The 22,857-nt window shown below is 67.2% G+C and carries 23 protein-coding genes; 10 read left to right on the top strand and 13 right to left on the bottom strand.

From position 1 onward, the window contains the following. Positions 1-68 precede the first annotated feature (68 nt). The 5 genes from ABL843_RS19375 (at position 69) to ABL843_RS19355 (ending at position 4,740) form a co-directional block, all read left to right on the top strand. Positions 69-551 carry a hypothetical protein gene (locus tag ABL843_RS19375; RefSeq protein ID WP_418116923.1) on the top strand — a complete coding sequence of 161 codons (483 nt, stop codon included), beginning with the start codon at positions 69-71 and terminating at the stop codon, positions 549-551. Between the two features lie 44 nt (positions 552-595). Continuing rightward, positions 596-2,161 carry a DUF1800 domain-containing protein gene (locus ABL843_RS19370; protein WP_418116922.1) on the top strand — a complete coding sequence of 522 codons (1,566 nt, stop codon included), beginning with the start codon at positions 596-598 and terminating at the stop codon, positions 2,159-2,161. A gap of 25 nt (positions 2,162-2,186) precedes the next feature. After that, positions 2,187-3,398 (top strand): DUF1501 domain-containing protein, encoded by a 1,212-nt coding sequence (locus ABL843_RS19365; RefSeq protein ID WP_418116921.1) that lies wholly within the window; start codon positions 2,187-2,189, stop codon positions 3,396-3,398. Positions 3,399-3,464: 66 nt separating this feature from the next. Next, the gene (locus tag ABL843_RS19360) at positions 3,465-3,974 is read left to right on the top strand and encodes a hypothetical protein (RefSeq protein WP_418116920.1); all 510 of its coding nucleotides are present in this window, start codon (positions 3,465-3,467) and stop codon (positions 3,972-3,974) included. A gap of 37 nt (positions 3,975-4,011) precedes the next feature. Continuing rightward, a complete protein-coding gene (locus tag ABL843_RS19355; protein ID WP_418116919.1) occupies positions 4,012-4,740 on the top strand; it encodes a tRNA-uridine aminocarboxypropyltransferase in 729 nt (242 codons plus the stop codon). 9 nt (positions 4,741-4,749) lie between these two features. Here the strand turns inward: ABL843_RS19355 and ABL843_RS19350 are convergent, their stop codons facing one another. After that, the gene (locus ABL843_RS19350; RefSeq protein ID WP_184636853.1) at positions 4,750-5,580 is read right to left on the bottom strand and encodes an HDOD domain-containing protein; all 831 of its coding nucleotides are present in this window, start codon (positions 5,578-5,580) and stop codon (positions 4,750-4,752) included. Positions 5,581-5,898: 318 nt separating this feature from the next. Here ABL843_RS19350 and ABL843_RS19345 point away from each other — a divergent pair, with 318 nt between their 5' ends. Then, positions 5,899-7,263 carry an NHL repeat-containing protein gene (locus ABL843_RS19345; RefSeq protein ID WP_418116918.1) on the top strand — a complete coding sequence of 455 codons (1,365 nt, stop codon included), beginning with the start codon at positions 5,899-5,901 and terminating at the stop codon, positions 7,261-7,263. Between the two features lie 29 nt (positions 7,264-7,292). Here ABL843_RS19345 and ABL843_RS19340 read toward each other — a convergent pair whose 3' ends face one another. Continuing rightward, a complete protein-coding gene (locus ABL843_RS19340) occupies positions 7,293-8,240 on the bottom strand; it encodes a LysR substrate-binding domain-containing protein (RefSeq protein ID WP_418116917.1) in 948 nt (315 codons plus the stop codon). 135 nt (positions 8,241-8,375) lie between these two features. On the opposite strand from ABL843_RS19340, the gene ABL843_RS19335 reads away from it, so the two are divergent. Further along, positions 8,376-8,780 carry a RidA family protein gene (locus tag ABL843_RS19335; protein WP_369661738.1) on the top strand — a complete coding sequence of 135 codons (405 nt, stop codon included), beginning with the start codon at positions 8,376-8,378 and terminating at the stop codon, positions 8,778-8,780. A gap of 270 nt (positions 8,781-9,050) precedes the next feature. Then, the gene (locus tag ABL843_RS19330) at positions 9,051-10,067 is read left to right on the top strand and encodes a patatin-like phospholipase family protein (RefSeq protein ID WP_418116916.1); all 1,017 of its coding nucleotides are present in this window, start codon (positions 9,051-9,053) and stop codon (positions 10,065-10,067) included. A gap of 25 nt (positions 10,068-10,092) precedes the next feature. On the opposite strand, the gene ABL843_RS19325 is transcribed toward ABL843_RS19330, so the two are convergent. From ABL843_RS19325 to ABL843_RS19295, 7 genes are all read right to left on the bottom strand, one after another. Beyond that, entirely contained in the window at positions 10,093-11,175 is a 1,083-nt protein-coding gene (locus ABL843_RS19325; protein WP_126021887.1) for a type II asparaginase, read from the bottom strand. Positions 11,176-11,233: 58 nt separating this feature from the next. Beyond that, complete coding sequence (locus ABL843_RS19320) at positions 11,234-12,712, bottom strand: N-acyl-D-amino-acid deacylase family protein (protein WP_418116914.1); 1,479 nt, start codon at positions 12,710-12,712, stop codon at positions 11,234-11,236. Further along, positions 12,712-13,698 (bottom strand): Bug family tripartite tricarboxylate transporter substrate binding protein, encoded by a 987-nt coding sequence (locus tag ABL843_RS19315; RefSeq protein WP_126021889.1) that lies wholly within the window; start codon positions 13,696-13,698, stop codon positions 12,712-12,714. The genes ABL843_RS19320 and ABL843_RS19315 overlap by 1 nt, the downstream gene beginning before the upstream one ends. Before the next feature lie 60 nt (positions 13,699-13,758). Beyond that, on the bottom strand, positions 13,759-14,493 hold the full coding sequence (locus tag ABL843_RS19310; RefSeq protein WP_418116912.1) for an aspartate/glutamate racemase family protein: 735 nt from the start codon (positions 14,491-14,493) through the stop codon (positions 13,759-13,761). Further along, positions 14,490-15,440: an N-carbamoyl-D-amino-acid hydrolase gene (locus ABL843_RS19305; RefSeq protein WP_418116910.1), complete on the bottom strand. Its 951-nt coding sequence runs from the start codon at positions 15,438-15,440 to the stop codon at positions 14,490-14,492. The genes ABL843_RS19310 and ABL843_RS19305 overlap by 4 nt, the downstream gene beginning before the upstream one ends. Positions 15,441-15,667: 227 nt before the next feature. Next, the gene (locus tag ABL843_RS19300) at positions 15,668-16,594 is read right to left on the bottom strand and encodes a LysR family transcriptional regulator (RefSeq protein ID WP_418116908.1); all 927 of its coding nucleotides are present in this window, start codon (positions 16,592-16,594) and stop codon (positions 15,668-15,670) included. Positions 16,595-16,778: 184 nt separating this feature from the next. Beyond that, a complete protein-coding gene (locus ABL843_RS19295; protein ID WP_418116907.1) occupies positions 16,779-17,669 on the bottom strand; it encodes a LysR family transcriptional regulator in 891 nt (296 codons plus the stop codon). A gap of 82 nt (positions 17,670-17,751) precedes the next feature. On the opposite strand from ABL843_RS19295, the gene argC reads away from it, so the two are divergent. Further along, positions 17,752-18,681 (top strand): N-acetyl-gamma-glutamyl-phosphate reductase, encoded by a 930-nt coding sequence (argC, locus tag ABL843_RS19290; RefSeq protein ID WP_418116905.1) that lies wholly within the window; start codon positions 17,752-17,754, stop codon positions 18,679-18,681. A 67-nt stretch (positions 18,682-18,748) separates the two neighbouring features. Here the strand turns inward: argC and ABL843_RS19285 are convergent, their stop codons facing one another. From ABL843_RS19285 to ABL843_RS19275, 3 genes are all read right to left on the bottom strand, one after another. After that, positions 18,749-19,696, bottom strand: a complete 948-nt coding sequence (locus tag ABL843_RS19285; RefSeq protein ID WP_418116904.1) for a TauD/TfdA dioxygenase family protein — start codon at positions 19,694-19,696, stop codon at positions 18,749-18,751. A 71-nt stretch (positions 19,697-19,767) separates the two neighbouring features. Continuing rightward, the gene (locus tag ABL843_RS19280; RefSeq protein ID WP_418116903.1) at positions 19,768-20,769 is read right to left on the bottom strand and encodes a Bug family tripartite tricarboxylate transporter substrate binding protein; all 1,002 of its coding nucleotides are present in this window, start codon (positions 20,767-20,769) and stop codon (positions 19,768-19,770) included. Positions 20,770-21,079: 310 nt separating this feature from the next. Next, the gene (locus ABL843_RS19275; RefSeq protein WP_418116902.1) at positions 21,080-21,658 is read right to left on the bottom strand and encodes a dihydrofolate reductase family protein; all 579 of its coding nucleotides are present in this window, start codon (positions 21,656-21,658) and stop codon (positions 21,080-21,082) included. 364 nt (positions 21,659-22,022) lie between these two features. Here ABL843_RS19275 and ABL843_RS19270 point away from each other — a divergent pair, with 364 nt between their 5' ends. Continuing rightward, entirely contained in the window at positions 22,023-22,382 is a 360-nt protein-coding gene (locus ABL843_RS19270; RefSeq protein ID WP_369661748.1) for a hypothetical protein, read from the top strand. Between the two features lie 9 nt (positions 22,383-22,391). Here ABL843_RS19270 and ABL843_RS19265 read toward each other — a convergent pair whose 3' ends face one another. Next, on the bottom strand, positions 22,392-22,814 hold the full coding sequence (locus tag ABL843_RS19265; RefSeq protein ID WP_418116901.1) for a GFA family protein: 423 nt from the start codon (positions 22,812-22,814) through the stop codon (positions 22,392-22,394). Positions 22,815-22,857 lie beyond the last annotated feature (43 nt).

Genomic DNA, 22,857 nt, shown 5'->3' with positions numbered 1-22,857 from the left:
AACCCAAAGCGGGCTCCGGCGGTTGAGGAGGCGTCTCCAAACCACTGTCACACACAGGAGCCCCGAAGATGAAGAAGAAAAGCCTAATCGCCGCGCTCGCCCCCTTATTCGCTCTTTTGGCCGCGGCCTCGCTGCCGGCACTGGCGGACGAGTACGGCAGGCACCCGTTCTATCTCCACGCCTTGTCCGACCTGCGCACCGCGGCCTGGAAGGTGGAGCACCGCCGCCCCGAGGACGGACAGGTCTCGCGCGACGAGCAGGTGGTGATCGACGAGATCCACGCCGCCATCGGCGACCTGCAGCACGCCGCATGGCTCGACGGCAAGCCCGTCGAATGGCGCGAGCCCACCGATGCATGGCTGCCGCGCGAAGGCCGCCTGCACGCGGCGATCGACCTGTTGCGCAAGGTGCATTCCGATGTGGCGCGCGAGGAAGACGACCCGCGCTCGCGGCCGTATCAGCAGCGCGGCCTCGAGCATGTCGACCTCGCGCTCTCCACCGCGCAGCACGCCGTCGGCGATGTCCGCCGCCACGACCTGCGCAGGGAGTGAGGGCGGTGCCGGCCGCCGCTGTTTCGCCGATCTTCTCTTTCCCGATGCGGCGCGCATCGATGGCGCTTGGCGCCTGCGCGCTGGCGCTGCTCGCGGCCTGCGCAACCGCGCCCGGAGACCATCGGCCGCTGGTTTCGGTGTCGCTGCCTTCGCAGCAAGTGGACGAGGCCACGCGGCTGCGCTGGCTCGACCGCGTGAGCTGGGGCGCCAATGCGAGCAGCGACGCGCAACTCGCTAAGCGCGGCCTCCCGCTGTGGATGCGCGATCAGCTCAACCCGCGCCCCGCGCAGCTGCCTGCGGCCGCGCAGGCGCAGATCGACGCGATGGAAATCTCGCGCACGCCGCTCGACCTGCTCGTCACCGGGCTCGACGCGCAACGCAAGGCGGCCGATGCGCTGCCCGACGAAGAGCAGAAGAAGGCCGCGCGGCAGGCCTACCAGCAGCACCTCAACGCGCTGGTGCGCGAGGCGCAGCAGCGCTTCGTGCTGCGCGCCCTCTACTCACCCAACCAACTGCAGGAGCAGATGACCTGGTTCTGGATGAACCACTTCAACGTCAACCTGCGCAAGGACAACATCCGCGCGATGGTGGGCGACTATGAGGAGAACGCCATCCGCCCGCACGCGCTCGGCAGGTTCCGCGACCTGCTCGGCGCCACGCTGCACCACCCGGCGATGCTGCGCTACCTCGACAACGCGCAGAACGCGGCCAACCGCATCAACGAGAACTACGCGCGCGAGCTGATGGAGCTGCACACGCTGGGCGTCGGTGGCGGCTATTCGCAGGCCGACGTGCAGGAGCTGGCACGCGTGCTCACCGGCGTGGGCGTGAGCTACCAGCCGCTCGACGCGCCGCCGCCGAACGTGCGGCCGGCGGTGCGTGCCGACTATGTGCGCAAGGGCCTCTTCGAGTTCAACCCGAACCGCCACGACTACGGCCCGAAGACGCTGCTGGGCCAGCCCATCCAGAGCCGCGGGCTGGCCGAGGCCGACGAGGCGCTCGACCGCCTCGCTCGCGCGCCGGCCACCGCGCGCTTCGTCTCGCGCAAGCTCGCCGTGTACTTCGTCGCCGACGATCCGCCGCAGGCGCTTGTCGACCGCATGGCTGCAGCCTTCACGCGCAGCGACGGCGACATTGCCATCACGCTGAAGGCGCTGTTCGAGTCACCCGAGTTCTCGGCTTCGCTGGGCCGCAAGTTCCGCGACCCGGTGCACTACGTGATGGCCGGCGTGCGCCTCGCCTACGACGACCGCGTGGTCACCAACGTGAACCCGATGCTCGGCTGGATCAACCGCATGGGCGAGCAGCTCTACGGCCACGAGACGCCCGACGGCTATCCGCTCAACGAGGCCGCATGGGCGAGCGCGGGGCAGATGAACACCCGCTTCGAGATCGCGCGCGCCATCGGCGCGAACGGCGCGGTGCTGTTCCGCGCGGACGACAAGGCGCCGCTGGAGAAGCCCACGTTCCCCCCGCTGGCCGATTCGCGCGCGGTGCGCAAGATGCAGGCCGGCATGAGCGCGGACACGCGCGAGGCGCTGGCGCAGGCGAAGAACCCGCAGGAATGGAACACCTTCCTGCTGGCCTCGCCCGAGCTGATGCGGCGATAGAACAGCAAGGAAGAGGGCATCCGTCATGCAACGTCGAGAACTCCTGAAACTCGCGGCCGCCGTGCCGTTCGCGGGCACCGCCGCCAGGGTGATGGCCGCGCCGGCCGCCGAAGGCACCAAGCTGCTGGTCGTGTTCCTGCGCGGCGCCTACGACTGCAGCAACCTGCTCGTGCCCACGGGCAGCGACTTCTACTACGCCTCGCGCCCCAACATCGCCATCGCACGGCCCGGTTCGCCCAATGGCGCGCTGCCGCTGGACGGCAGCTGGGGCCTGCACCCCGCGCTGGCGCAGAGCGTGCTGCCGATGTTCCAGCAGAAGCAGGCGTCCTTCGTCGCCTTCGCGGGCACCGACGACCTCACGCGCAGCCACTTCGAGACGCAGGACTCCATCGAGCTCGGGCAGGCGCTCGACAAGCGCCGCGACTACCGCTCGGGCTTTCTCAACCGGCTGGCCGGCGTGCTCGGCGCGGGGCCCGTCACCGACGTGTCGCCCATCGCCTTCACCGACCAGCTGCCGATCTCGATGCGCGGCAACGCCAAGGCCGCCAACATGGCGCTGGCCGGCAATGCGCGTTCGGGCATCGACGCGCGGCAGAGCCAGGTCATCGCCTCCATGTACCGCAATACCACGCTGGCCCAGCCCGTAGCCGAGGGCTTCCAGGTGCGCGACGAAGTCATGCGCGCGGTGCAGGCCGAGATGGACGCCGCCAGCCGCAACGCCATGTCCGCCAAGGGCTTCGAGCTGGTGGCGCGCCGCATGGCGCTGCTGATGCGCGACCGCTTCGACCTCGGCTTCGTCGACGTCGGCGGCTGGGACACCCACGTGGGGCAGGGCGGCGCCAACGGCTACCTTGCCAACCGTTTCGAAGAACTGGGCCGCGGCGTGGCCGGCTTCGCCCAGGAGATGGGCGACGACGCATGGCGCCAGACCGTGGTGGTCGTCATCAGCGAGTTCGGCCGCACCTTCCGCGAAAACGGCAACCGCGGCACCGACCACGGCCACGGCACCGTCTACTGGGTGCTCGGCGGCGGCCTCTCGGCGCAGGCCGGCGGGCGCGTGGTGGGCGAGCAGCAGGCGCTGACGCAGGCGACGCTGTTCCAGAACCGCGACTATCCGGTGCTCAACGAGTACCGGGCGGTGTTCGGCGGGTTGTTCCAGCGGATGTACGGGCTGTCGCCGGCGCAGCTGGGGCGGGTGTTCGAGGGCGTGGCGCCGAAGGACTTGCGGCTGGTCTAGCGGCGTCGGCTCCAAGGCGTCATGAGCCATGATCCGGGCTGATACAGGACGGATCGGGAAAGAAACATGGCCGTGATCGCCGAACACCTGCGAATGTCCGAGCTGCAGCGGCTCGGAGCATCCGCCCCGCTGATGCAGCTGGCTGCCGGCCAGTGCATCCACGAGGCGTTGCGGGACTCCTGCCTGGGACCGCCGTTCTACGTCTACAACGGCGCGGACGTGCCCGAAGGGCCCACGCTGGTTCCGCTGTGGGACCACGGCAGCAGGGTCTGCGGCCTCCGGGCAGCGGAGGGCAGCCTGGAGTTCATCGAGTTCAGCATCGAATTGCCTCAGGACTTCGAAAGGGTCGCCGGCACCGAGCAGGGGTTCTGGGCGACGCGCTTCGACTTCCTCTGCGAATGCGACCTGTCCGATGAAGTGCTGCGCGACGCCGCCGGAATGGTCGGATTCCGCTTCCTGGAGCGGTACCTGACGGCGAGGGAAGCCTTCGAGGAGCAGCTTGGCAGCTTCAGCGCCCATCGGGCGTGGCTTCAGGAGCTGGTCGCCGGCATCGACCGGGACGCCACTTCAGCCTGATCGCAGGGCGGGCTGCAACACCGCCGAGAATCCCCGCATGCCTCACGCCGTTTCCCTTCTTCGCGCCGCACGGCTGGCGCGAAGCGCCAAGCCTTTTCTTGCCCGTGGCGGCTTCAAGCGCGAGCGCTGTGCGGGCTGCCGGCTGGTGCCCAGCCACTGCATGTGCGCCATCCGCCCCTCGGTCGCAACGCGCGCGGGCGTCTGCCTGATCATGGCGGACATCGAGCCGCTCAAGCCCACCAACACCGGCTGGCTGGTCGCCGACGTGGTGGCCGACACCTTCGCCTTCGGCTGGGCCCGCACCGAGGTCGATTCTGCGCTGCTGGCGCTGCTGAACGACCCGCAATGGCAGCCCTACGTGGTGTTTCCGGGACAGTACGCGCAGCCGGAGCGGGTGGTGCTGGGCGTGGAGCCGCCCGCTGCGAAGCGCCCGCTCTTCATCCTGTTCGACGCGACATGGGCCGAGGCGCGCAAGATGTTCCGCAGGAGCCCGTACCTCGACCGGCTGCCGGTGCTGAGCCTTCGCCCGGAGCAGATCACGCAGTACAAGCTGCGCAACTCAGGCCGCGAAGACCACTTCTGCACCAGCGAGGTCGCCGCGATGTGCCTGAACCTGGCAGGCGAGCATGCGGCAGGGCAGACGCTCGAAGCCTATCTGCCGGTGTTCTCGCACCACTATCTGCGCGCGAAGAACCAGCAGCCCGTTGAGTGGGACGGTGCCGAGCACCAGCGGCTGCGCGAGGTGGTCGCCGCGCAGGCCTCGTGACGGCCGCCGTCAGGCGATCATCGATTCGAGTTCCGCCGCCAGTTCGCGCGGCGCAGGCATTTCCTGGACGATGTCCTCGGTGATGCCGGCAGCGATGGCCGACTGGCTCGGCCAGACGCCGCCCAGATTGCCCAGGTCCACGCCCTGGCGCTCCAGCGCCACGCGCCACACGGCCAGGTGCAGAACGCCGCCGAGTGCGTCGGCATGCTCCGACTTGTCGGGGTTCACGAAGCTCGAAAGCCCGCCGACCAGGTCGGGCGCGAAGCCCCAGCGCTGCGCCAGCGAGGCGCTCACGTCGCCGTAGTGGTAGCCGAACTCGACCAGCTCCAGCTGCGCGCGCCCCAGCGCCTCGAAGGGATGGAGGGCGTTCAGCGCGGCGATCCGGCCCGGCATCGCCTGGGCCATGATCAGGTGGCCGATGGCATGCATGCTGCCCGCGGTGAACGCCAGGTTGGGGTCCACGTGCCGGGTCTTGGAAGCCAGATACCGCGACGCAGAAGCCACGCGCAGGCTGTGGGCCCAGAACGCCGGGAGGCTGACGCCTTCCACCTTCCTGAAGGCGCCCGCCAGGCCCGAACTCACCACCACCGAGCGGATCGCCGAGAGCCCGAGCATCAGGATCGCGCCCTGTATCGAGGAAATCTTGCGCCGCAGCCCGAAGAGTGGCGAATTGATCATCTGCAGCACCTTGGCCGCCAGCACCTGGTCGAGTTCGATGCGGTGAGCGACCGCCGAGAAGGACACGTCGTCGTCCCTCAGCATCTCCATCAGGTCGGACACCACCCTCGGAACAGTGGGCAGCGACTCGTCATTGGCAAAGAGTTCGTCGAGTGTCTTCATGGCGCTGGGAGGTGTTATTGCCTTTGTATGCAATGGATTTTCCTCCAGTGCACGCTCCAGTGGGCCCCCGGTTTGCGCCAATCCGTCATTTCTACGGAATCCGGTAGGCATCGAGGGCTGGCGCGCGCCATACCCAATTTCGGCTATGGCATATGAGTCCAAAAGATAACAAGATCTAACAATCTGATACGTCCAGGCCAGCTGGAGGGCCCCGGCGACAGATGGATTCGCGCTTTCCTGTTTGTGCGAATCCGCAGAAAACCAAAGAGGCAGAGGATGTTCCTGAATAGAGTGAGTTCTTGTGGGCGCCGCGGCGCCGTGGCTGGCGCAATCGTGCTGCTGGCCTCCTGCGGCGGTGGCGGCGGAGGTGGTGGCGCAACGGGCTTCGTACCCTTCGTGCCCTCCGTTCCACCGGCCCAGACGCCGGAACCCCCTGTCGTCGTGAAGCACACGGTCGGCGGCACCCTCAGCGGCCTTGCCGGCAGCGTGGTGCTCCAGAACAACGCGGGTGACGACCTGAAGCTCACGGCCGACGGCAAGTTCACTTTTGCGACCGCGATCGCCGAAGGCTCGGCCTACGAGGTCAGCGTGCGCACCCAGCCGCTTTGGCAGTTCTGCACCGTGACAATGGGCAGCGGCAAGGTTTCGGCCGACGTGGCCGACGTCGCGGTCGCCTGTTCGGCGGCACAGGCGCAGGTGTCGGTGTTCGCCGGCTCCGGCGCCGCGGGCTCCGCTGTCGGAGCCGGCCCTGCCGCATCGTTCTCGCTGCCCTACGGCATCGTCTTCGACAAGGACAGGAACCTGTTCGTCTCCGATGTGCAAACGGGGCTCCTGCGCAAGATCACGCCTGCGGGCGAGACCACGACCATCGCGGGCGGGGGCAGCTTCAACGGCCCGGTGGACGGCAACGGCCCGGCCGCGTACTTCGACGGCCTCGGCGGCATCGCGCTGGACGTCGACGGCAACATCTACGCGACCGAGCTCAGCGGCAATCGAATCCGCAAGATCACGCCGTCGGCCGACGTGACCACCTTCGCGGGCGACGGCGCGAGAAGGACGCTCGACGGCAACGGCACCGCCGCTTCGTTCGCGGGTCCGGCGGGATTGGTCCGCGATGCCACCGGCAACATCTACGTGAGCGAGTACTACAGCCACGTCATCCGCAAGATCACCCCCGCCCGCGACGTCACCACAATCGCCGGCACCCCGAACCTGCCGGGTTTCGCCGACGGCACCGGCGCTGCGGCCCTCTTCAGCGGGCTCTACAGCATGGCGATGGACAAGGACGGCAACCTCTACGCCGCGGACAGTCGCAACAACCGGATCCGCAAGATCACGCCCGGTGGCGTCGTCACGACTCTCGCCGGCTCCGGCACGAGCGGCTCGGCCGACGGCCCCGGCGATACCGCTTCCTTCAATGCGCCGGGCGGCGTCGCGCTGGACGGCGACGGCAACGTCTACGTGGCCGACACGGGCAACAATCTTCTGCGCAGGATCACGCGAGCGGGCGTGGTCTCCACGCTGGCCGGCCAGGCGGGAATGACCGGAGCGCAGAACGGCATAGGCTCCGCCGCCAGGTTCAAGCAGCCCTATGGCGTGGTCGTGGACGCCGACGGAACGCTGTACATCGCCGACACGTTCAACAATCTGATCCGCAAGGTCACGCCGGTGCCGGCGTCCTGAAGAAGATTCTTTCTTCCTCTTCTTCTGTCTCAGCGGCTTCTCGCCGGCCCCGAGCGCAGGGGCCGGCCCGCAACCGGCGCATGCCGCGCCATCAGCTCCGCCACCCAATCGATGAACACCCGCAGCTTCGCGCTGACATGCCGGTTCGGCGGAAACGCCACGTACAGCGGCATCGGGTCGAAGCTCCAGCCCTCGAAGAGCGGCACCAGCTCGCCGCTGGGCAGGTGCACCTTCGCCATGTAGTCGGGCAGCCAGAGCACTCCAAGACCCGCCAACCCAGCCGCGAGATACGCGTTGCCGTCGTCGACCGATAGCACGTACCGCCCCTGCACCTCGATGCGTTCGCCATCGCGGTACATGGCGTACGGAAAGGTCTTGCCGTTGCGCGACCACAGGATGCCGACGATGCGGTGGTGCGTGTCTTCCAGTTCGCGCGGATCGGAGGGCGCGCCGGCGCGCTCCAGGTAGCTGGGCGCGGCATACACGCCCAGCTGCAGGTCGCCCACGCGGCGCGCCATGAGCGACTGGTCGGTGAGTTCGCCGCCGCGCACCACGCAATCGACGTTCTCGCCGATCAGGTCGACCATGCGGTCGCTCACGCCCATGTCGAGCTGGATGTCGGGGTAGCGCGCGTGGAACGCGGGCAGCGCCGGCACCAGGATCATGCGGGCCAGCGGGCTGGGCACGTCCACGCGCAGGCGGCCTCTGGGAGAGGCTGATGCGCCCGAGAGGCTGGTCTCGGCGTCGTCCATGTCCGCCAGCAGGCGCACCACGCGCTCGTAGTAGGCGGCGCCGTCGGCCGTGAGGCCGACCTTGCGCGTGGTCCGGTTGAGCAGCTTCACGCGCAGCCTCGCTTCGAGCTGCTGCACCAGCTGGGTCACGCTGGTCTTGCTCGTATGAAGCGTCTCGGCCGCCTTGGTGAAGCTGCCTGCTTCCACCACGCGGGCGAAGGCCTGCATTGCGTCGAAACGGTCCATGGTGCTGTTCCTGAGTTGCCGATTGTTTGGATTCCCCAAACAGTCATTGTCGGCATTGCCCGTTTATCGGCGCGGCGCGAATTCCTAAAGTCCCTTCATCGCATTCATTGAAGAAGAGAGAAAGGAAAGCATTCCATGGCCAAACGCGACGTCGTCTTCCCGCCCGGGCGCCAGGCGCTCTACGAAAAGAACCGTTATTCGCCCGCAGTCCGCTCCAACGGATTCCTGTTCGTGTCGGGGCAGGTCGGCAGCCGCGAGGACGGCTCGCCCGAGCCCGACCTCGAGGCTCAGGTGCGCCTCGCCTTCAAGAACCTGAACGCGGTGCTGGGCGCCGCCGGCTGCACCTTCGACGACGTGGTGGACGTCACCGTCTTCATCGTCGACCCCGAGGCGAACTTCGAGAAGGCCTGGAAGATCGTGCCGGAGTTCTGGGGCGATGCGCCGCATCCCACGCTGACCGGCATCGGCGTGACCTGGCTCTATGGCTTCAAGTTCGAGATCAAGGTGATCGCGAAGCTGCCCGGGAACGGCGAAGGCTGAATCGCTCGCGAAGCCGAAGCGGAGGAATGACGACTTTCTTTGTATGGAGATTGCTGTAGAGAGGCCGAACCTCACTTGTTCAAGTGATGCATCGCCCCGCGAATTGACCCACATTCCGCCCTGAGATCCGTGGCTATCGATCGTTCGGCGTGGGGAACGATCACTTCATCACATCGGCAAACCCCCGCATTGAAAGTCCCGGCGCCTTCGATGGAAAGAGGGCGCCTTGCGTCCATTCATCCATCCATCCACTCGAGCAAGGAGCACGGCATGTCTTTCAAGATTCTCTGCTGCGACGGCGGCGGCATTCGTGGCGTCATCACGGCGCTGTTGATCCAGGACCTGGACAAGAGCTTCGGCATCGTCGCGGGCGCGAACGGCTTTGCCGGCACGTCCACCGGCGGGCTGATCTCGCTGGGGCTGGTGAACGGCGTGGCCATCGGCGACATCGTGAACGTCTACGAGAACGACGGCGCCACCATCTTCAAGCCCAACGGCTGGCTGCTGGACGCGCAGGCCAGGCAGCAGGACAGGGCCCCGGCGCAGTCGACGGCAGAACTGCTGGGCAGCGGCCCGGGCATCTTCGAGTGCCAGTACGTCAACACCGGCCTGCAGTCGGTCGCGCAGCAGCTGGTGGGCAGCGGCCCGCTGTCGTCGGCGAGCCGCTTCGTGGCCGTCAACTCCGCGCGGCTGTGGGATCCGAGCCAGAACAGCTGGGAGCCCTGCACCATCTCCAACGGACCGAGCAATGCCTATCGCGGCATCAGCATGGTGGACGCCGCGCTGGCCACCTCGGCCGCGCCGACCTACTTCCCTCCGTACCAGGTGGGCAGCTACGGCTACTTCGCCGATGGCGGCACCTTCGCCAACAACCCGTCGATGACGGCGGTGGTGGAGGCGATTTACCAGGGCTACGCGAGCGGCACGTTCGACATCCTGATGCTCTCGCTCGGCACCGGCGTGAACCCGGTGGGCATCTCGCCAAGCTCGGTGTCGAATCCGCTGGACTGGGGCGTCACGCACTGGCTGTGGCCCTTCAGCGATGGAACGGTGCCGGCGACCGCGCTGCTCAACCTCACCATGGATGCCACCGCCGAGCTGGCGGCGATCCAGGCCGGCCAGATGCTCGGCAGCAACTACATGCGAGGCAACGTGCCGCTGGCGCAGCCCTTCGGACTGGACGACTACAAGAACGTCGGCGAACTGGTGAGCGCGACGCAGAACTACATCAAGAACTCGCCCGAGTGGGCGAAGGTGCGCAACTGGGTGGAGGCGAACTGGACGTGAGCCGGCCTCCAGCCGCAGCCATCTTTCAATACTCCTCGAACATCCGCTGAAGCTCCTTCGGATCGTTCGTCTTCGTCAGGCCGAGCATCAGGAGGATCCGCGCCTTCTGCGTCGTGTGCATCATCGATGTCACGAAGCCGGCTTCGGTGAACTGCCCGACCGGGGTCACGATGCCGCTCATGGCGCGCGACCCGACGACGATGGCCACGCCCTTCTGGCGCGCGGCCTTCAGGCTCTGCAGCGTGACGTCGGGCATGTTCGCATGGCCGACGCCCGCGTTGACGATGCCCTTCGCGCCGGCTGCGACTGCGGCGTCGACCAGCACGCCGTCGGAGCCCAGGGTCGTGTAGTTGATGTCCACGCGCGGCAGCTTCTGCAGGTTCGACACGTCGAACTCGCTGTGCACGGTGTGCCGCTTCAGCGGTTGCGCGACGAAGTAGGGCGTGGAGTTCTGCATGTAGCCCAGGTCACCGCCGTCCAGGCTCTTGAAGGTGGCGACGTTGGTGGTGTTGGTCTTGGTCACGCTGAACGCGCTGCTGATGACCTCGTTCATGCTCACCATCACGCCCTTGTCCCGGGCGCTGGGGCTCGCGGCCAGTGCGACCGCGTTGACCAGGTTCAGCGGGCCGTCCGCGCTCATGCCGGTGCTGGGGCGCATGGAGCCCACGATCACCACGGGCTTGGCGCTCTTGACCACCAGGTTGAGGAAGTAGGCGGTTTCTTCCAGCGTGTCGGTGCCGTGGGTGATGACGACGCCGTCCACGTTCTTCGACGCGAGGATCTCGTTGGTGCGCTTCGCCAGCGTCAGCCAGTTGTCGATGCTCAGCTTGGAGCTGCCGACATTGAAGATCTGCTCGCCCGTGATGTTGGCGAACTTCTGGATCTCGGGAACGGCAGTCACCAGTGCTTCGACGCCCACGGGCTGCAGCCCTTTGCTCAGGCCGTAGTCGGTGAGCGCCAGGCTGTCGGCGCCCCGGCTGGCGATGGTGCCGCCGGTGGCCAGGATCACCACGTTGGGCTTGGCCGGGGCCTGCGCGATGGCATGCCCGGCGCCTCCGAGGAGGCCGATGGCGGTCAGAAACGTCAAGGCGATTTTCTTGGGGTTCATGATTCGACGGTTTTGAAGGAGGGGAACAGAGGAGGGAGAGAGAAAGGGAGGTCCCGGATCAGTGCCGCTGCAGCACCTTGCCCGGCCGCAGGCCGGTGGGGCGCTGCCCGTCCCAGACCCGCTGCCCGTTGACCCACACGCCCTCGATGCCCCGGCTTGCCTGCACGGGGTTGTCGAAGGTGGCGAGGTCCGTCACGCGCTGCGCATCGAAGGCCACCAGGTCGGCCCGCAGGCCCGGGCGCAGCAGGCCCCTGTCGACCAGTCCGTAGTTGCTCGCGGCCAGGCCGGTCATCTTGTGGACGGCGGCTTCCAGCGTGAGCAGGCCCTTGTCGCGAACCAGCCGCGACAGCACGCGCGTGAAGGTGCCCCACTGGCGCGGGTGCGGATGCGGATCGAAGGGCAGCCCGTCGGAGCCGACCATGGTGCGCGGGTGCGCCAGGATGCGCTCCACGTCGCGCTCGTCCATCAGGAAGTAGATGGCGCCCGCGGGTGCGAGCCGCTGCAGCATGGCCTCGTCGTCCAGCCCCCATTCGCGCTGCAGGTCCGCGAAGTCGCGCCCCTGCGCGGACGGCTCGTTCTTCGACCATGCGATGAGCGTGCGGCTCGCCAGCCGCACGCGGTCGAGCCGCAGCATGGTCGAGGTGGCCGGGTAGGGGTGGCAGTCGAGGCAGACAGGCTGCATCGCGCCGGCCTCGTCGATGCGCGAGAGGGTCTGTGCCGACCTGCCATGGTTGCGCTCGCCCGCCAGCTTGTGGTGCGAGAACACGACGCGCGCGGTCAGCGCGCGCCCGATCTCCAGGGCTTCTTCGATCGCCTCGTCGATCCGGTCGGATTCGTCGCGCAGGTGCACCGCATAGACCATGCCTCCTCGCCCCCGCATGGTTTCGCCGATGTCGATGATCTCCTGCGTGGCGGCGTGCTGCGCGGGCGGGTAGAAGGTGCCGGTGGACATGCCGAACGCGCCGGCGTCCAGCGCTTCGGCGAGCAACTGCCGCATGGTGTCGCATTCCTGCGCCGTCGCGGCCCGCTGCAGGTCGTGCATCGCGCTCACGCGCAGGCTGGCGTGGCCCACGAGGGGAATCACGTTGACCGCTGCAGGCGTCTGCCGCAGCGCGTCCATCCAGGAAGAGAAGCTCGCGTAGCGGAACAGCTCGGGCGGCCCCAGCAGGTCGAGCGGCTGGGGCAGGGGGCTGCCGGGCGGCACGGGCGCGAGGCTCACGCCGCAGTTGCCGGTCACCACCGTGGTCACGCCCTGCGAAACCTTGGGCACCATGTCCGGATGCGCCAGCAGGTAGCCGTCGTCGTGGGTGTGGGAGTCGATGAAGCCGGGTGCCAGGGCCAGGCCGTGGAGCTCGACGACTCCGGCGCCAGCGATCTCGCTGCCTGGCGGCAGGATGTCCGCGATGGTGTCGCCCTCTATCAGCACATCCGCGCGGCGCGGCGGGGCGCCGCTGCCGTCGATCACCGTGCCGCCGCGCAGCAGCAACTGCTGCTGTTGTTGCTGCTGTTGCCCGGATGGAGTCGCGAGGCCCGCCATCAGTCGAGCTTCTCGATGCGGTTGCGCTCGATCAGCTCGCCCCAGCGCTTGGTTTCGCGGTCGATGGTGCGCTGGAAGTCGGCGGGCGTGCCGCCGGCCGGCACGGCGCCGAGCTTGGCGAGGCCCTCACGCACGCTGGGGGTGGCCAGCGCTGCGTTGATTGCGGCGTTGAGCTTCTCGATCACCTCGCGCGGCGTTCCGCGTGGCGCGACCACGCCGCCCCAGGCCACCGTCTCGTAGCCTTTGATGCCCGCTTCGTCCAGCGTGGGTACGTTCGGCAGCAGCGCGATGCGCTTGGCGCTGCTCACCGCGAGCGCGCGCACCCGTCCGGACGAGACCAGCGGGCCGACTTCGGAAGAATTGGCGAACAGGTAGTCGATGCGACCGCCCATCAGGTCCTGCAGCGCGGCGGGGCCGCCGTTGTAGGGCACGAAGAGCACGTCGATGCCGGCCATGCTGCGGAACAGTTCGCCGCCCATGTGGCCGGTGGTGCCGATGCCGGGGGCGCCGAAGGACAGCTTGCCCGGCTGCTTGCGCGCTGTGGCCACCAGCCCGGCCACGTCCTGGATGGGCGAGTCCTTGGGCACGATCAGCACGTTGTAGAGGTCGAAGGCCTGCGCCACCGGCATCAGGTCGTGGTCCACGTCGTAAGGCAGCTTCTTGAACAGCGTGCGGTTGACCGCTAGCGTGTTCACGTTGCCGTAGCCGATGGTGTAGCCGTCGGCCGGCTTGCTCTTGATCTGCAGGATGCCGATGTTGCCTGCTGCGCCGGGGCGGTTCTCGATGACCACCGGCACGCCGAGCGACTTGGAGACCTCGTTGGTCACCAGCCGCGAGAGCACGTCGGGCGAGCCGCCGGCCGCCGAGGGCACGACGAAGGTGATGGGGCGGTCGGGCCAGGCGGCCCACGTCGGGGCGGCGCTCGCCAGCAGGCCGAAGGCGGTGGCCAGCACGGCCATCGGGCGGGAGAACTTGCGATGGATCATCGGAAGGGTCTTTCGTGGAAGTGGAGAGGCGACAAGGGGAGGCGAAAAGGGGAGGCAGCCTCAGTGCTGCTGGCGGCAGTGCGCGATCGCGGCCAGCGCCAGCGCGTCGATGGAGTCCGTGAGCACGCAGTCGAACTCGCCGCGCCGGTGGTGCGGAACCGCCAATGGCAGCTCGGTACAGCCGAGCACCACGGCCTGCGCGCCGCGTGCGACCAGCGCGCGGATGCCTTGTGCGGCCGGCTCCCAGGCGGCATCGATCTGCCCGGCCTTGACCGCCGCGATGGACGCTACGCAGTGGCGTTGCACGTCGTCAGCTTCGGGAACGATCGCCTCGTACCCCGCCTGCTCCAGCGCTCGCTGGTACAGGCCGAGCGCCAGCGTGGCCGGCGTGCCGAGCACGCCCACCTTGCCTTGCACGACACTGTGGCGCCGCAGGTTCTGCACCACCGCCTCGGCGATGTTCAGCACCGGCAGCCGGGTCGCGCCTTTCAGGTCGTCGAACCAGAGATGCGCGGTGTTGCAGGGCACGGCGATGCAGCCGGCGCCCGCCGCCTCCAGCAGGCGGATGCCGCGCTGCATGGCGGGCAGCGGGCTCTCGCCGCCCTGGAGCATGGCGCTCGAACGATCGGGGATGCGCGGGTCGTTGCACAGGATCGTCGGAATGTGGTCCTGGTCGGCGGCAGCCTCTGTCAGCTGCACCATCCGCAGCGCGAAGGTCGCGCCCGCCAGCGGCCCCATGCCGCCGAGGATGCCCAGCGCCCTTGGCGCGGATGGGTGCTGCTGCTGCCCGCTCATGGCAGCGGATCTCCAGCGCCCGTGCGCTCGACGATCAGGCGGTAGTGTTCCGGACGGCGGTGCTTGGCGAAGTTGAAGACGTGCTCGCGGAAGTGCGCGCCCAGCGCAAGGTCGGCGCGCACGCAGATGACCTCGTCTTCCTCGCTCACCGTGCGCGCCACGATCTCGCCGCTGGGCGCCACGATCACGGAGCTGCCGATCATGTGGTGGCCGTCCTCCGACCCGCACTTGGCTGCAGCCGCCACCCAGATGCCGTTCTGGTAGGCGTTGGCCTGCAGCGAGATCAGGTGCGTGGTGGTGCGCAGGTGCACCGGCTCGTTCCAGTGGATGTTGAGCGAGGGCGTGTTGTAGCCGAGCACCACCACTTCGGCGCCCTGCAGCGCCATCACGCGGTAGGTCTCGGGCCAGCGGCGGTCGTTGCACAGGCACATGCCCATGCGCACGCCGTCGGTGTCGAAGGCGCGGAAGCCCAGGTCGCCGACCTCGAAGAACTTTTTCTCCAGATGCTGGAAGGGTGCCTCGGGCTTGTGCTCCGAATGGCCCGGCAGGTGGATCTTGCGGTAGCGGCCCGCGATGCTGCCGTCGCGCCCCACGATCACCGCCGAATTGAAGCCGCGCCCGTCCTCGGTGAGTTCCGCGTAGCCGAGGTAGAAGCCCACGCCGAGCCTGCGGGCCTCGTCGAAGAGCGGCTGCGTCGCCGGGCCGGGCATGCTGCGCTCGAAGAAGCGCTCATGGGCTTCTTCTTCGCTCATCCAGTAGCGCGGAAAGAAGGTGGTGAGCGCAAGCTCGGGGAAGGTCACGAACTCCGCGCCGCGGCTGTGGGCCTGGCGCAGCATGTCGACCAGCCGGGCCACCACCGACTCGCGGCTGTCGGACAGGTGGACCGGGCCCATCTGGGCGACCGCAAGGCCGAGAAAACGTGGGGGAGTGCCGGGGCGCGATGTCATCTGAACCTTCTTCGTTGCAGCCGTGTGACTGGTGCGATCGATTATTCGAAGCGGTGCCCGTGGCGTCGAATGACGATTTGTCGCTCGGGTTTAACAACACGCTAAAGGTCCGCCTTCCGGTGGTGCGCACGCGCGCGCCTGCACCGGGGCAGGGCGCGGAGGCATCGGATGAGGGCCGCCGCAGCGGGCGGAGAAGAAGGGAGAAGGGGGCGCGGCGCCCCGGCTCGTCAGCGCAGGATCTCGTCGTCGTCCGTGAGCGGCAAGGCCAGCCCGCGCTGCAGCAGCACGCTGTGCAATGCGCGCAGCAGCGCCTGCGCCGCTGGCGACAGGGGCTCGGTCTGCAGGTACACCAGGTCGGCCACGATGGGCAGCGCGTCGCGCACCGGTATCGCCTTGAAAGACGACCCGAGCCAGCCCTGCAGCGAGTACTCGTCCACCAGCGCGATGCCGGCCCCGGCATGCACCAGCGAACAGGCGTACTGCGGCGAGGTGACCTCCACGCTGATGCGCGGCGCGGCATCGCGCGTCTCGAACATCTGGTCGATGCGCAGGCCCAGCGGCGAGCCGTGCGGATAGCCGATGAACTCGTGGGGCAGCAGTTCGTCGAGGCCGACTTCTTCGAACGCGGCCAGCGGATGGCTGCGTGGGCAGATGCACATCAGCCGGCTGCTCGCCAGCGGCCTCGTCGCAAGGTTCGGATGGTCGACCGGAAAGGTGGAAATGCCCAGGTCGGCCCGCTGCTGCAGGATGCGTTCCTTCAGCGCCTCATGCGTGAGGCAGTGGAAATGAACCTGCACGTCGGGCATGGCGTTGCGCAACTGCGCGATCGCCTGCGGCACCAGCGTCTGCCCGATGCTGGGGCTCGAAAGAATGCTCAGCAGGCTGCGTCGCCGCAGCGCAAGCTCGTGCGAAAGGCTGCCGATGCGCTGCACGCCGCCGTAGACCTGCTCGACCTCCAGATACAGCCGCCGCGCCTCCGCTGTGGCATGCAGGCGCCCCTTCACGCGCTCGAAAAGCAGAAAGCCCAGCCGGCTCTCGGTATGCGAGAGCAGCCGGCTGACGGCAGGAATGGATACGTGAAGCAGCCGCGCCGCGCCGCTCACGGAGCCGGTGATCATCACCGCGCGGAACACCTCGATCTGTCGCAGGTTCATGCTTGAATTTGCAGCCCGAGGTTGAGCCGGATTACGCGCCCCAGCCTCCTTTGCCGCTTCAGGTGCTGGTCAAGCGTGGCCGGCATGTTCGAAAACCCGATTCCCGAAGGCATGGCGATAGCGGTTGCGGGCGGTGAGTACAAAGATATTCAGAATTATCCCCGCCTGACCGGGCATTCAGGCTTCAGCCAGCTGAACCCTTTCCAGGCAGCAAGGCGTTCATGACGAAACGCGTCGGTCCGCTGGCGCCCCGGTCGCTGACCGCGAGGCCGAGTTGCCGCCACAGGGCCGGGCTGAGCGGGCGCACGGCGATGCGAGGGTCGCGCGCGCTCTGTTGCGATTCCTCCGGCAGCAGCGCTGCGCCGTAGCCCGCGGCAACCAGCGTTCTGATCGCGTCGTTGTAGTTGAGCTCGATGCGCGGCCGGCAATGGACGCCTGCCGCGGAGAACCATTCCGCGGTGAGCCTGTAGAGACGCGTGGAGGAGTCGTTCATGATCAACGGCTGCTGGGCCAGCCACTGCGGGGTCAGCCGCTTCGGTGCCTTCCAGTCTGCCGGCAGGAAGGCGACGACCGCCTCGCGCCGCAGGGGCGTGACATGGACGCCCCGCACGGGCGCCTGCGGCAGCGCCACGACCGCCAGGTCCAGGCTGCCTGCGGCGAGCCGGGCCATGCTCTCATTGGAGGTCAGCACCTGCACGTTCACGTCGATGCCGGGATGGTTGCGGGCGAGGCGTCCGAGCGCGGGCGGCAGCAGATCCGCGATGGCACCCGTCGAGGCACCCACCCGCACGCGGCCCGTCTGGCCCGCGAGCTGGCGTCTGACGTCCTCCACCGCTTCGTCCGCGTCGGCCAGCAGCCTGCGGGCACGCGCGATGAAGCGCTCTCCCAGGGCGGTTGCCTGCGCGGGCCCCCGTCCTCGAACGAGCAACTGGCCACCCAGGCGCGACTCCAGCTCGGCGATCTGGACGGTGACCGTGGGTGCCGCCAGGTGAAGGGCGCGCGCGGCGTTGGCCAGGGAGCCGAGGTCGGCGATGGCGACAAGGGTGCGCAGATGGTCGAGGCTCAGTTCTCGCATAGCGCAAATTTAACTTTTCTTAATTCCGGGTTCCATATATTTAGCTGGAGCCATCGAGGGCGGATGCCTACGATCGCGCTCCATGGACCTCAAGATCTTCATCGACGGCAATCAGGGCACCACTGGCCTTGACCTGCAGAACCGGCTCCGGGGTGGGGAATTCCGCATCCACACATTGCCGGCGAACCTGCGCAAGGACGCGGCTGCCCGACGGGCCGCTCTCAACGAGTGCGACATCGCCATCCTTTGCCTGCCCGATGCAGCGGCGCGCGACGCGGTGGCGATGATCGAGAACCCTTCGGTGCGCGTGATCGACGCCAGCTCGGCCCACCGCACCAGCCCGGGCTGGGTCTACGGCCTGCCCGAGCTCGATGCACGGCAGGGCGAACGCATTGCCTCGGCAGCGCGGGTCACGAATCCGGGCTGCTATCCCACCGCCGCGGTTGCCCTGCTGCGACCGTTGACGGATGCGGGCCTCTTGCCCGCCGACTATCCGCTTGTCATCCATGCGGTCTCGGGCTATTCCGGCCAGGGCAGGGCGGGGGCGGAAGCGCACGAGGCCGGGGCGGCAGCGCATTCGTTGAAGGTTTACGGCCTTGCACTCGAGCACAAGCACGTGGCGGAAATGGAGACCTACGCCGGGTTGACGGCGCGACCCATCTTCGTGCCGGCCTATGGCAGCTACCGGCAGGGCATCGTGCTCACCATCGGGTTGCACGCGCGAATGCTTCCCTCCGATGTCTCGGGCATGCGCATCCACGAATGCCTTGCGCAGCGATACCGCGATGCGGCGCATGTGCATGTGCTGCCGATGTCGCCTGCCGTGCCGATGACCGAGCTCGACCCGCAGGTCCACAACGGCTCGAACGACATGAGCCTGGCCGTTGCGTGCAATGAGCGCAAGGGTCAGATCGTCCTGGGCGCGGTTCTCGATAACCTGGGGAAGGGGGCCGCGGGCGCGGCGGTGCAGAACCTGCGACTGATGGCGAGCGCTTCACGGCGCACGTTGTGAGTTCGATGCAGAGCGAGCGCTTTCGGATGGGGCCGATGTTCGCAACGGAGGCGGACCTGTCCGTTCGCTATCGAACCCGCCTCGGAACATCCCCAATGATGGTCGCGCGCATCATGTGGCGTTCCGAGGGGTAGTAGTCGGAAACCGCGTAGTGCTGGACCGCCCGGTTGTCCCAGAAGACGATCGTGTCCGGCTCCCAGTGCACGCGCACCTGGTATTCCGGGATCTTGGCCTGGCGCACGAGCAGGTCGAACAGTTCGCGAATCTGGGTCGGGGTATCCATGCCCCAATCCGAGCCCAGGACTTCCCGGTAGTTGGCTATGTGCGTGGTGTGGATTTCGTTCACGTACAGGATCGACTCCCCGGTTTCAGGGTGCGTGATGACCACCGGGTGTTCCACGGCGCGATGCCGATCCCGATGCGCGGCGCGTTCGTTCGGATCCATCTTCTTGAACAACGCGACATTGACGTCGTTGACTGCCACCATGCCGTCGATCTTGCGCTTGACCTCCTCCGGCAACCCGGCGTACGCCTGAACCATGTTGCAGAAGATGGTGTCTCCTCCAACTTCCGGGCACTTGATGCAACGAAGAATCGAACCCATCGAGGGCTTCTCGTAGAACGCGGTGTCGGAGTGAAAGAGGTTTTCGGCGCCTTTCTTTTCCCTGGAAGCCTTGAGTTGAACAAGCTCGGGAAAATCCGCGTTGGCGGCCAGCAGCGGATTCTGCGTCTCGAGATTGCCGAACTTTCGGGCGAACGCCACATGCTGCGCGGGGGAGACAGGCTGGCGCCGGATGACCAGCACCCGGAAAGCCAGCAGCAGTGCACGAATCCTGGCGATGCCGTCGTCATCGAGATCCGGCAGAAACAGATCCTGCAACTCCAGACCGAGCGACGGGGCCAGTCGACGGGTCTTCCAGCCCGAAGGCAATCCTTCGAGAGCTTGCTTCATGGCCGGGCTCGATTCGACAGGCGTCCAGCGTGAGGCCATTTCATCGGCAATGTTCAATGACATTCTTGTCTCCATTCAATTTATCGATGCAATTCAACGAGCGGAACCTCGGGCCCGGTTCGCACAGCTTTTTCTTATTCCGCAGTCACTCCTGAAACCTTGATGAACTCCTGCCAACGCGGAACCTCCGCTTCGAGGAACTTGCGGAATTCCGACGGTGATCGAACCGCTTGCCGTCCCCCAACCTGCTCGATCAAGGCCGTGTACTCGTCGGTTAGCAGGATGGCCTGCATCGCGTTCCAGATCTCTGCGACCTTGTCCGGCGCCACACCGCTCGGCGTCAGCAGGCCGACCCATGGCACGACATCGAATCCCGGAAGCCCCGATTCGGCGACCGTGGGAATCGACTCGAGCTTGGGCAGCCGCTTCGCGCTGCTGATGGCCAAGGCCTTGATGCGGCCGCCTTGCAAGAGCGGTGTCGCGGCAGCCACCCCTTCGAAGGTCACCTGAACCTGGCCTGCGGCAAGGGCCGTCAGCGACGGCGCGGCCCCCTGATAGGGGACGTGCACGAACTTCAGCCTGGTACGCCGGATGAACTCCGTCATGGCCAGATGCGAAACGCTCCCCACGCCCGGCGATGAAAAGCTGATCTCCCCCGGATGGCTGTTCGCATAGCTGACCAGCGACTCCACCGAATCGATCGGCAGCCTGGAATTGACGAGCAGCAGCAGCGGGGTGTCGTACAGCGTCGCGACAGGCTCGAAGTTCTTCAGCGTGTTGTATCGCACGGCCTTGAAGAGGATCGGATTGATGACCAGCGCCGAAGATGCCGAGAACGTCAGCGTGTTCAGGTCGCCGGCCGATCTGGCGACGTTGCCCAGCGCGATGCTTCCGCTCTGGCCCGGAACGTTCTCGACGAAGAAATTGCGGTCCAGCTTCCTGCTCAGCGCGGATGCCAGGTACCGCCCCACCGTGTCGACGGATTGACCCGGTGGATAGCCGATGACGATCCGCGACGAGCGCTGGGAAGCGTCGCCCGCCTGCGTCTGCGTCTGTGCTTCGGCCTGACCGAACATGCCGATGGAGAGCAGGCCCATGGACGCGGCAATCCACACGAACAGGAATCGAACTTTCATCCGTTGTCTCCATCGTTGCTCTAAGAGATGGCGCCCGAATCACGTGCACGCACCGCGTGCGTCTGCGCTCAATTGCCCGAATGGCTTGCCATCGAACAATCATCGAACTGGGGTGAGGGCCTCGTCCAATACCGTTTGACCGGGCAGGCATATGAGAATCGTATGGGCGCGGCCCAGCCGCCGAAGCGGCGCTGCGCCGCGTTCAGGGCTGCAGATGAGCCAGATCGATCCGAGGAGTCTTCGCTGCTCGCGCGCCAGCCTGTGGTGTCGCTGCGCAGCCTGGGCGGGTTGGCCCGCGCTGTCCGACTCGCTACGCGGGCTGCAGCGGCCCGGCGAGCTTGTAGGTATTGAGAAGGAGGCCGGACGGCGTCGTCTTGGTGCTGGCGAGTTCGAAGGAACAACCCGGCGTCCCTTCAGCGAAGAGGCGCTTGCCCGTGCCCACCAGCACCGGATAGACGATCAGCAGGACTTCGTCTGCAAGCCCATGCGCCAGCAGCGCCGAAGTCAGCGTGGAACTGCCCCACAGCACAAGGTTGGGGCCGGCCTGCGACTTGATGCGCCGCACGCCCTCGACCAAGTCCGGCCCGACGCCTTCGAACGGCCCCCACGCGAGGCTCTCCGGGCGATGGGTGACGACGAACTTGGTCGCCGCATTCAATCCATCCGCCATCGGACCGGCTGGCGCCTTCGGCCAGTAGTCCGACCACATGTCGTAGGTGCGCCGGCCCAGCAGCAGATCGAAGCGCCCACCTTGCGCGGCAAGCACCTCGTCCCGGCCGGCGGGAGTCCGGTAGGGCGCGGTCCAGTCGGCATAGGGGAAGCCGTCTTCGCTGGAGGGCTGGATCACGCCGTCGAGCGACACGTGCTCCATGAGCTTGAGCTTTCTCATCCGGGTCTCCGTGTTTGATTGTTGGGGTTGGAGGACTGGGGATGCTGAACCGTCGTCCAGCTTCGCGCAACTCTGACGTCCCAAACTTGACTAGCTCTGTCCGCAGCGCTTACATTGCCCCCGCCTCGTGATGAGCGGGGCCGGGTTTAGCAGCCCGCCGACATCCTGCGACGAGAGCCGCAGCCACCGCACTGGTCTGCGGCTTTTTCGTTCGTGCCTCTTTTTAGGCGGCTCGAACGGGAGGGCTCGCGCCCTGCCGGTTTCCGCAAGGATGTCCCGGTCTGCTAACCCGTTCGAGCTGCCGCCCTCGTTTAGCAGCGGGTGCGTCGGTTTCTGCAAATCGACATCCTTGGGAGGCCCATTCATGGCCAATGCTTCTTCAAACGACGCGGCAAGCGCCGACGCTCGCTGCGCTTGCACGCCTTATCGCCCCGACGCCCAGTTCAAGCCCTTCGAGTGGATTCAGGGCGACCGGCTCGGCGACTCTTCGCAACAAAGCCAGGCCGCATTCCTCAACGATGCCCGCGACGTGGTGCAGGGCGCGCAGACGCTGATCCAGTTGCTCGGCTGGGACGAAGACCGGCGCGATGCCGCTTCGTCCGACGCAGACCCCGCGCCACTCTTCGATGCCTGCCAGCGCAACTCGCTGCAGCGGCTGCTTTCGGCGACGCTGGGTCTGCTTCATGCCCGGATCGAAATCCAGTGCGAGGCGATGACGGGGTAGAGCGCTTTCTTATTTGCCCGGCGGCATCTTCTCGAACTTGACCAGCTCCGGGTCGAGAACGTCCCATGCATGCCCCCGCACGCCGTACGTGACCGCCTGCGGCCTGAACCGGCTCGGGTCGTCGAGGCTCGCTGCATGCACGGTGATGACGTCCGGCATCGCCGCATAGGTCATGTAGACGGGTGAGCCGCAGGTGGGGCAGAACGCGCGGGTCTTGACGTTGCCGCTGTCGCCGACCATGTCCCACAGCGTGGCGCTGCCGGTCTGCTTCGCGCCGCCGCGGGGGAAGCTCAGGTACGAGCCGTGGCCGGTGCCGCTCTTGTGCTGGCAGTCGAGGCACTGGCAGTGGTTCTGGAAGATCGGCTCGGAGGGGATCTCGTAGCGGATCGCGCCGCAGGCGCAGCCGCCGGTGTAGGAGGGGGCGTGGCTCATTTCGCTTTTCCTTCGGATGTTGGTTGTTTCTCCAGCGAAGGGG

The organism is Variovorax sp. 350MFTsu5.1 (genome assembly GCF_048302515.1).
Taxonomy (GTDB): domain Bacteria; phylum Pseudomonadota; class Gammaproteobacteria; order Burkholderiales; family Burkholderiaceae_C; genus Variovorax; species Variovorax guangxiensis.
The sequence above is the reverse complement of the archived record's forward strand: the minus strand, read 5'-3'. Positions and strand labels throughout refer to the sequence as shown.